Origin of the sequence: Pseudonocardia kujensis (genome assembly GCF_021283305.1) — a bacterium.
Lineage (GTDB): Bacteria > Actinomycetota > Actinomycetes > Mycobacteriales > Pseudonocardiaceae > Pseudonocardia > Pseudonocardia kujensis.
The window spans coordinates 50061-58494 of sequence record NZ_JAJSOK010000046.1 but is presented as its reverse complement, the minus strand read 5'-3'; the positions used below and the strand labels follow the sequence as shown (position 1 = coordinate 58494).

Here is an 8434-nt window from a genome sequence, read left to right as displayed (position 1 = left end):
GGACGTGCTCATCGGCGGCAAGGTCGCCGTGGTGTGCGGCTTCGGCGACGTCGGCAAGGGCTCGGCCGAGGCCCTGTCCGGCCAGGGCGCCCGCGTGATCGTCACCGAGGCGGACCCGATCTGCGCGCTGCAGGCGCTGCTCGAGGGCTACCAGGTCGCGCGCCTCGAGGACGTCATCGACCAGGCCGACATCGTCATCACGACGACGGGCAACAAGGACATCGTCACCGTCGAGGCGATGAAGAAGATGAAGCACCAGGCGATCCTCGGGAACGTCGGGCACTTCGACAACGAGATCGACATGGCCGGGCTGGGCCGCATCGAGGGCATCCGCCGGATCAACATCAAGCCGCAGGTCGACGAGTGGGTCTTCCCGGACGGTCACTCGATCCTGGTGCTCTCCGAGGGCCGGCTGATGAACCTCGGCAACGCGACGGGCCACCCGTCGTTCGTGATGAGCAACAGCTTCTCGAACCAGGTGATCGCGCAGGTCGAGCTGTTCACCAAGCACGAGGAGTACAACTGCGACGTCTACCGGCTGCCGAAGATCCTCGACGAGAAGGTCGCGAGGATCCACGTGCAGGCGCTGGGCGGCGAGCTGACGAAGCTCACCAAGGACCAGGCCGAGTACATCGGCGTCGACGTCGAGGGGCCGTTCAAGCCGGAGCACTACCGGTACTGAACGCAGACCGCGCGTCGGTGCCGAGCGCGGGGCTTGCGGAGTGCGCGTCGGTGCCGAGCGCGGGGCTTGCGCAGCGCGCGTCGGCGCTGAGCGCGGGCGCGTCCACGCACTGATCACCTGCTGTTCGTCTGGTTGGGGCGGCGGTCGCCGGGTTAGGGTTGACCGGTGACCGCCGCTCCCCTCCCCGAGCCGATCCCGACGGGCTCCAGCGGGGACGGCTGGCAGTACTGCGCCCAGGGGCACAAGCACTGGGGCCTCTACGGCGCGGCGGGCCTGCTGGTCCGCTCCGGCGACCTCGTGCTGCTCCAGCACCGGGCCCTGTGGAGCCACCACGGCGGCACCTGGGGCATCCCCGGCGGAGCGCGGCACCTCGGCGAGCCCGCGGAGGCGGCCGCGCGCCGGGAGGCCGCGGAGGAGTCGGAGCTCGACACCGGGCCGCTCGTCGAGACCGCCCGGTTCGTCGACGACCACGGCGGCTGGAGCTACACCACCGTCGTGGTCTGCGCGGCGGAGGCCCGGCCGGTCGCGATTCGCGGCGGGGAGAGCGTGGAGTTCTCCTGGTTCCCGGCCGCCGTCCTGGGCACGGTGGACGGACCGGAGCTGCATCCGGGCTTCGCCGCCACCTGGCCCCGCGTCTCCACCCTCTGACATCGGGCGTTTCCGGCGCGCCACTGAGCACGTCATGGTTCCATAACGCGATTCTCGGCCCGTTTTGCGCGCGTTATGGCTCCATAACGCGGTGGTCAGGGTCGACGAGTCTCCCGGCGAGGGCGGGGAGGTCGGTGTCGCCCTCCAGCACCGTCCAGGGACTGAGCCACTCCGCGGCCGCGAGTGCGCGGTAGACGGCGTCGGTGCGTTCCTGCAGGCCCTCGTCGGACTCGTAGGCGTCGCGCGCCCGGCCCGGGTCGGCCGCCGCCCGCCGGTGCGCCCGCTCGGCGGCCACCGCGCGCGGTGTCGCGAGCAGCAGCTGGTGGTCCGGCACGGGGATCCCGAAGCGCTCGATCTCCAGGGCGCGCACCCAGCCGACGACCTCGCCGTCCGCCCCCTGTCCGAGCCGTGCCGCGTTGTAGGCGGCGTTGCTCGCGACGTACCGGTCCACGAGGACGACGTCGTGCGCGGCGAGCAGTTCCCGCAGCTCGAGGGCGGCGTCGCGGCGGTCGAGCGCGAAGAGCACCGCCATGCCGTGCACCGAGTCGGCCAGGTCGCCGAGCCGCCCGTAGAGGGCGTCGCGCGCCAGCTCGGCGTGCACGTCGGCCTCGTAGCGGGGGAAGGCCAGGGTGGCGACGCGTGCCCCGCGCTCCTGCAGGGCGGCCACCAGGGCGGCGGTCAGTGTGGCCTTGCCGGACCCGTCCAGCCCCTCGATCACGATCAGCCGCCCCACGGGGCGGGACGGTAGCGGAGCGCCCGCGGACGTGCGCTGGTCACCCGACAGCGTGACCGGCCCGCTCTCGAGGGCGCGGGTAGGGACCGGGGGTGCCCCGGCCCATGCCCGGGCGGCGGTGACCGACACGCGGCAACGCGCGGGTCGGAACAGGACCGTCGGACCTCAGTGGGATGCTTCCTCCCATGAAGTCGCGCGTTCTGGTGGTCGACGACGACCCGGCCCTGGCCGAGATGCTGACCATCGTCCTGCGGGGCGAGGGCTTCGACACCGCCGTGGTCGGGGACGGGACCCGGGCGCTGCCCGCCGTGCGCGACATGCGCCCGGACGTCGTGCTGCTCGACCTCATGCTCCCCGGCATGAACGGGATCGACGTGTGCCGGGCCATCCGCGCCGAGTCCGGCGTGCCGATCGTGATGCTCACGGCGAAGAGCGACACCGTGGACATCGTGCTGGGCCTGGAGTCCGGCGCGGACGACTACGTGGTGAAGCCGTTCAAGCCGAAGGAGCTGGTCGCGCGCATCCGGGCACGAGTGCGGCGCACCGAGGCCGAGCCGGCCGAGCAGTTGACGATCGGCGACGTCGAGATCGACGTGCCGGCCCACCAGGTCACCCGCAGGGGCGAGCGGATCGCGCTCACCCCGCTGGAGTTCGACCTGCTGGTGGCGCTGGCCCGCAAGCCGCGGCAGGTCTTCACCCGCGAGGTGCTGCTCGAGCAGGTGTGGGGCTACCGGCACGCGGCCGACACCCGGCTGGTCAACGTGCACGTCCAGCGGCTGCGGTCCAAGGTCGAGAAGGACCCCGAGCACCCGGAGGTCGTGCTGACCGTCCGCGGGGTCGGGTACAAGGCGGGCCCGCCGTGAGCCCGCGCCGTCGCATGATGGTGCCGTGTTCCTGAGGTATCCGTGTCGCTGAGGTCCTTCGTCGCGCGGCTGCCGCTCGCCCGGCGGGCGAAGCGGGCGGCGGCGTCGGCCGGCGTGCTCGTCTCGGAGATCCGCGCGGTCGCGCTGGCGGCGTGGCGGCGCTCGCTGCAGCTGCGCGTCGTCGTCTCCACCCTCGCCCTGTCCACGGCGGTGTCGCTGGTCCTGGGCCTGGTGCTGCAGACGCAGATCGCCGACCGGCTGCTGCAGGGCAAGTTCGACGCGGCCATCGCGCAGGCCGAGTCCGCGCGGGCGATCTCCGAGCGCGACCTCTCCGGCGTCGACCCGGACCGGGAGGGCGCGCAGGGCACCCTGAACAACGCCCTCGACCAGCTCACGAACCAGTCGACGGCCGACGCCGCGGGCGCCCCCACGGCGGGGGAGTTCCGCGCCGCGCTGACCACGGGCGCCGGGAGCGGCCCCGAGATCTCGGCGGGCAACCTCGACGACGTCTCGCCCGAGCAGCGGCAGACCGTCGCGAACGGTGCGCTGTCCACGCAGTACACCACCGTGGACGGCATCCCGACGCTGGTCGTGGGCCAGCCGGTGCGCACCGCCGGGCGCGAGCTGCAGCTCTACCTGATGTTCCCGCTCGACGCCGAGCAGCGGACCCTGGGACTGGTCCAGAGCACCCTGATCGTCGGCGGACTGGTGCTGATCCTGCTGCTCGCCGGCATCGCCGGCCTGGTCACCCGGCAGGTCGTGCGGCCCGTCCGGCAGGCCGCCGAGGTGGCGGAGCGGTTCGCGGAGGGGCATCTCGACGAACGCATGCCCGTGCACGGCGAGGACGAGGTCGCGCGGCTGTTCGAGTCCTACAACGAGATGGCGAGCAGCATCCAGACCCAGATCCGCCAGCTCGAGGAGTTCGGCGCCCTGCAGCGCCGCTTCACCTCGGACGTCAGCCACGAGCTGCGCACGCCGCTCACCACCGTGCGGATGGCCGCCGACATCCTCTACGCCTCGCGGGACGAGCTGCTCCCGGCGCTGCGCCGCAGCTCGGAGCTGCTGGTCACGGAGCTGGACCGGTTCGAGAACCTGCTCGGCGACCTGCTGGAGATCTCCCGGCTCGACGCGGGGGTGGCCGAGCTGGGCACCGACCGGCTGGACATGCGGCACGTCGTCTCCCGCGCCGTGGAGGCGGTCCGCGGGCTGGCGGAGGAGTCGGGCACGCCGCTGGTCCTGGACCTGCCGGGCGACGTCTACGCGGAGGTCGACTCGCGGCGGGTCGAACGGATCGTGCGCAACCTCGTCGCCAACGCCATCGACCACGGCGAGGGCCGGCCGGTGAACGTCACCCTGGCCGGCGACGAGCACGCGGTCGCCGTGGTGGTGCGCGACCACGGCGTCGGGTTGCGGCCCGGTGAGGCGGGGCTGGTGTTCAACCGGTTCTGGCGCGCCGAGGAGTCCCGGGCGCGGCGCAGCGGCGGCAGCGGGCTGGGCCTGTCCATCAGCCTGGAGGACGCGCGGTTGCACGGCGGCTGGTTGCAGGCCTGGGGCGAGCCCGGCCGCGGCTCCGCCTTCCGGCTCACGCTGCCGCGCACGGAGGGTGACCTGCTCGAGTCGAGTCCGCTGCCGCTGCAGCCCGAGGGCGACGACCCGGACACCGCGCACCCGCTCCCGGCCTCGGTGCCCACGCCGCCGTGGGGCACCCCGATCTCGGCCGAGCTGCGCGCCGGGGAACCCGCGGACGGGAGGGGCGGCGACGCCGTCGCGCCCGCCGAACCGGCCGTCCTGGACCCGCGGGGCGACCGGTGACCCGTCGGCTGCTGCTGGTCCTGGTCGCCCTGCTCGTGCTCGCCACCGGGTGCGCGAGCGTGCCCGGCGAGTCGTCCGTGCAGGTGCTGCGCAAGGTCACCGACGGGGACTCCCCGGACATCCCGGCCGGCCCGGTCGACGGCACCAACCCGCTCGACCTGGTCCGCGGCTTCGTCTACGCCTCGGGCAGCACGGTCGACCGGCACGGGGCGGCCCGCCGGTTCCTCACCGCGGAGGCCTCGCAGATCTGGGACGACGGCGACTCCCTGACCGTGCTCGACGAGCAGTTCGACACCGTCTACCCCCCCACGAGCAGCACCGATCCCGACACCGCGACGGTGCGGATCCGCGGCGACCGGGTCGGCTCGCTCGACGCGCTCGGCGCCTTCGAACCCGCCGAGGCGCCGGTGGAGATCGACGTGACGGTCCGCCGCGCGAACGGGCAGTGGCGGATCGACCGGCTGCCCGCCGGGGTACTCGTGCGGCTCTCGGACTTCCGCACCAACTTCCGCACCGTGAAGGGGTACTTCGTCGACCCCGCGCGGCGCGCCACCGTCGCCGACCTGCGCTACCTCCCGGCGGTGCCCGCACAGGCGCTGCCGTCGCGGACCGTCGACATGCTGCTGACGGGTCCCTCGCCCGCGCTGCAGGACGCCGCGGAGTCCGTCGTGCCGGCGTCGGCCCGGCTGCGCACCAACGTCACCGAGGCCCCGGACGGCGCGCTGGTCGTCGACCTCACGCAGGTCGGCGACCTCGACGAGGCCCGCCGCCGGCTCATCGCGGCGCAGTTCGTGCAGACCTTGGCGGAGATCAACGTCCCGCGGGTGCGGCTGCTCGTCGACGGCGCCCCGCTGCTGTCCGGCACGCCCGACCTCACGGCCGACGACGTCGCCGGTGCCGGCGCCGCGGTCCAGCCCGGCGCCGACGTGCCCGCCCAGGTCGTGACCGGGGGCCGCGTGCGCGCGCTGCCCGGCGGCGACCCGATCGGCGGGCAGGCGGGCAACGGCTCGTTCGACATCGCGTCGGCGGCGACCACCCCCGACGGCGCCCGGATCGCCGCGGTCGCCCGGGACGGCGGGCGGGTGCGGCTGCTGGTCGGGCCCACGGACGGGATGCTGCAGGCGGTGCCGCTGTCCGGCGCGTCGCTGTCCCGGCCGACCTGGACCCCGAGCGGCGGCGAGGTGTGGACCGTGCTGGGCGGTGGCCCGGGGGCCGTCGTCGCGCGGGTGACGGTGGACCCGACCGGGGCCGTCCGGACCGGGCAGGTCAACGTCTCGGCGCTCACCGCGCTGGGGCCGCTCACCGACCTGCGGTTGTCCCGCGACGGCATGCGGGTCGCCGCGGTGGTCGACGGCGGCCTGGTCACCGGGGCCGTGGTGCGGGCGGCCGACGGCGACGTCGCGGTGCGCAACGTCCGCCGGCTGCGCCCGTCGGACCTGTCCGACGTCGTCGGGGTGGACTGGCGGGCCGACGAGTCGCTGATCGTGGTCACGGGACGCTCCGACCGCCCGGTGTCGCTCGTGTCGTCCGACGGGCTCACGTTGCAGCTCGTGCCGGGCAGCAACCTGACCCCGCCGCTCAAGGCCGTGACCGCCGCGTCGAGCCGGCCGTTCCTGGTCGCCGACCAGGGCGGGATCTGGAGCTACGACGGCGGCGAGCTCGACAGCTGGCGGCAGGTGCTCGGCGCGGCGCCGGACGGGGTGCCGCTCTACCCGGGCTGAGCCGCACCGCTCCACGCAGGACCGCGGTGTGGACGACGGCGTGGACGACGGCGTGGACGACGGCGCGGCCGACGTCGGAGCCGGCGGCGAGCCCGGACCTGTGGACAACTCGGCCCGCGAGGCTCGATGCGGGGCGGGGGAGTCGGCGCGGGCGGTCAGGGTGGGGACATGGCTCGCGCCGGCTCCCCGCCCTCGTTCCCGTCTTCGCCCTCCCGGCCGTCCCCGTCGGGTCCGGTCCCGCCCGACCTGACCCCGCGCCTGCTCCTCGCCGGCCTGCTCGACCTCCTGCTGCCCGGCTCCTGCGGCGGCTGCGGGGCGGGTGGGGCGGGCTGGTGCCCGGAGTGCGCCGCGCGGTTGCCGGGCCCGCACCGTGTCGTCCTGCCCGGGGCGCCGGAGACGCTCGCCGCCGGCCGCTACCGCGGCCCGCTGCGCACCGCGCTGCTCGCCTACAAGGAGCGCGGCCGCCGCGACCTGGCCGCGCCGCTGGCGGCGGTGCTCGCCCCGCTCGTGCCCCCCGGGGCGCTGCTCGTGCCGGCCCCCTCGCGGCCCGCGGCGGCCCGCGCGCGCGGCGGGGACCACGTGCTGCGGCTGTGCCGACGGGTCGCGCCCGCACGGACCGTGCGGCTCCTCGGGCTGGCCCGCCGGACCCGGGACTCCCTCGGGCTCGACGCCGCGGGAAGGGCCGCGAACCTCGCCGGCCGGGTGTTCGTGCGCTCCCGGGAGAACCCGTCCGGCCCCGTCCTGCTCGTCGACGACGTGGTGACCACCGGGGCCACGCTGCGTGCCTGCGCACGGGCCCTGGCGGAGGTGGGGATCGGGGTCGCGGGTGCGGTCGTGCTGTGCGACGCGAGCAGCCGGACGGACCGCCGCCACCGGGTCGAAGGGCCTTCCCCGGCGGCCCGGGCAACCGCACCACGATACGTGTTTGCCCAGGTCAGCGAAAGGCAATCGGCCGATTTGGCCCGGTTCGGCGTCACTCGTCGCTCAGGACTGTTGCCAAAGCGTGATGCGCACTACCGTGCCTGGCACACGTAACCCAGACCACAACGGGAGGGGAACACCGATCGTCCGCTTCGGGTCTCCTCAGGGTCACGCCCCGCTGTCGCGCCCCTTGATCCGGGAGGCCCGAGCACACCGCCCCGACGCCGAAAACGCACGGAGAGCGAGGGAAGTCGAGTGGAGATCGTCGTCACCGGCCGGAACGTGGAGGTGCCGGAGCACTTCCGGATCCACGTCGAGGAGAAGTTGACCCGCCTCGAACGGTACGACCACAAGATCGTCGGCATGGAGGTCGAGCTCTTCCACGAGCCGAACCGCCGCCAGGCCAAGATCTGTCAACGCGTCGAGATCACGGGACGGGGCCGGGGCCCCGTCGTACGCGCCGAGGCGTGTGCGCAGGACTTCTACGCGGCACTGGACTGTGCCGTGTCCAAGCTGGAGAGCAGGATGCGGCGCTCCCACGACCGCCGCCGGCTCAACGACCGGCGCTCCCGTGTCATGGCCGGTCGCGGCGGTGTCGGCGTCGCCGTGCTCGAGTCCCTGCCCGAGACCGAGGAGGCCCTCGGCGACGCGGAGGTCCGGGTGCCGAGCCCCCGCGCCCACGGCGAGCATCTCGACGACCTGCCCGTCACCGCGCACGACGCCGGTGGGTACGGCGCCGGTGAGGACGGGGAGGACGGCAGCGTGCCGGGCCGCATCGTGCGGCGCAAGCAGCACTCCGACGAACCGATCAGCGTCGACGAGGCGCTCTCCCGGATGGAGCTGGTCGGCCACGACTTCTATCTCTTCGCCGACGCCGAGAGCGGCACCCCCTCGGTCGTCTACCGGCGCAGGGGCTACGACTACGGCGTGATCAGTCTGGGCGGCTGACCGGGCGCGCCCACCGACCCTGCCCGCGAGGGCGCCGGGGCGGGGCTGTCGGCCGCGCCCCGACACCCGCCCACCGCATCCGACGGCGACGACCCCGGAACCCGCA

General features: G+C 74.4%; 8 protein-coding genes. 7 read left to right on the top strand and 1 reads right to left on the bottom strand.

What is annotated here, in order from left to right; translation table 11 throughout:
- A partial coding sequence (locus tag LWC35_RS26565; protein WP_232872989.1) for an adenosylhomocysteinase occupies nucleotides 1-682 on the top strand: 682 nt, incomplete at its 5' end.
- Nucleotides 683-847: 165 nt separating this feature from the next.
- The gene (locus LWC35_RS26560) at nucleotides 848-1330 is read left to right on the top strand and encodes an NUDIX domain-containing protein (protein ID WP_232872988.1); all 483 of its coding nucleotides are present in this window, start codon (nucleotides 848-850) and stop codon (nucleotides 1328-1330) included.
- A gap of 73 nt (nucleotides 1331-1403) precedes the next feature.
- On the opposite strand, the gene LWC35_RS26555 is transcribed toward LWC35_RS26560, so the two are convergent.
- Nucleotides 1404-2063 (bottom strand): dTMP kinase, encoded by a 660-nt coding sequence (locus LWC35_RS26555; RefSeq protein WP_232872987.1) that lies wholly within the window; start codon nucleotides 2061-2063, stop codon nucleotides 1404-1406.
- A gap of 185 nt (nucleotides 2064-2248) precedes the next feature.
- Here LWC35_RS26555 and mtrA point away from each other — a divergent pair, with 185 nt between their 5' ends.
- From mtrA to hpf, 5 genes are all read left to right on the top strand, one after another.
- Nucleotides 2249-2926: an MtrAB system response regulator MtrA gene (gene mtrA, locus LWC35_RS26550; protein WP_232872986.1), complete on the top strand. Its 678-nt coding sequence runs from the start codon at nucleotides 2249-2251 to the stop codon at nucleotides 2924-2926.
- Between the two features lie 42 nt (nucleotides 2927-2968).
- Nucleotides 2969-4738: an MtrAB system histidine kinase MtrB gene (gene mtrB / locus LWC35_RS26545; protein ID WP_372463105.1), complete on the top strand. Its 1770-nt coding sequence runs from the start codon at nucleotides 2969-2971 to the stop codon at nucleotides 4736-4738.
- Nucleotides 4735-6459, top strand: coding sequence for an LpqB family beta-propeller domain-containing protein (locus LWC35_RS26540; RefSeq protein ID WP_232872985.1), 1725 nt, complete (start codon nucleotides 4735-4737; stop codon nucleotides 6457-6459). Before mtrB ends, LWC35_RS26540 begins: the two co-directional genes overlap by 4 nt.
- Nucleotides 6460-6627: 168 nt before the next feature.
- Complete coding sequence (locus LWC35_RS26535) at nucleotides 6628-7494, top strand: ComF family protein (protein WP_232872984.1); 867 nt, start codon at nucleotides 6628-6630, stop codon at nucleotides 7492-7494.
- Nucleotides 7495-7635: 141 nt separating this feature from the next.
- Complete coding sequence (gene hpf / locus LWC35_RS26530) at nucleotides 7636-8328, top strand: ribosome hibernation-promoting factor, HPF/YfiA family (protein WP_232872983.1); 693 nt, start codon at nucleotides 7636-7638, stop codon at nucleotides 8326-8328.
- Nucleotides 8329-8434 lie beyond the last annotated feature (106 nt).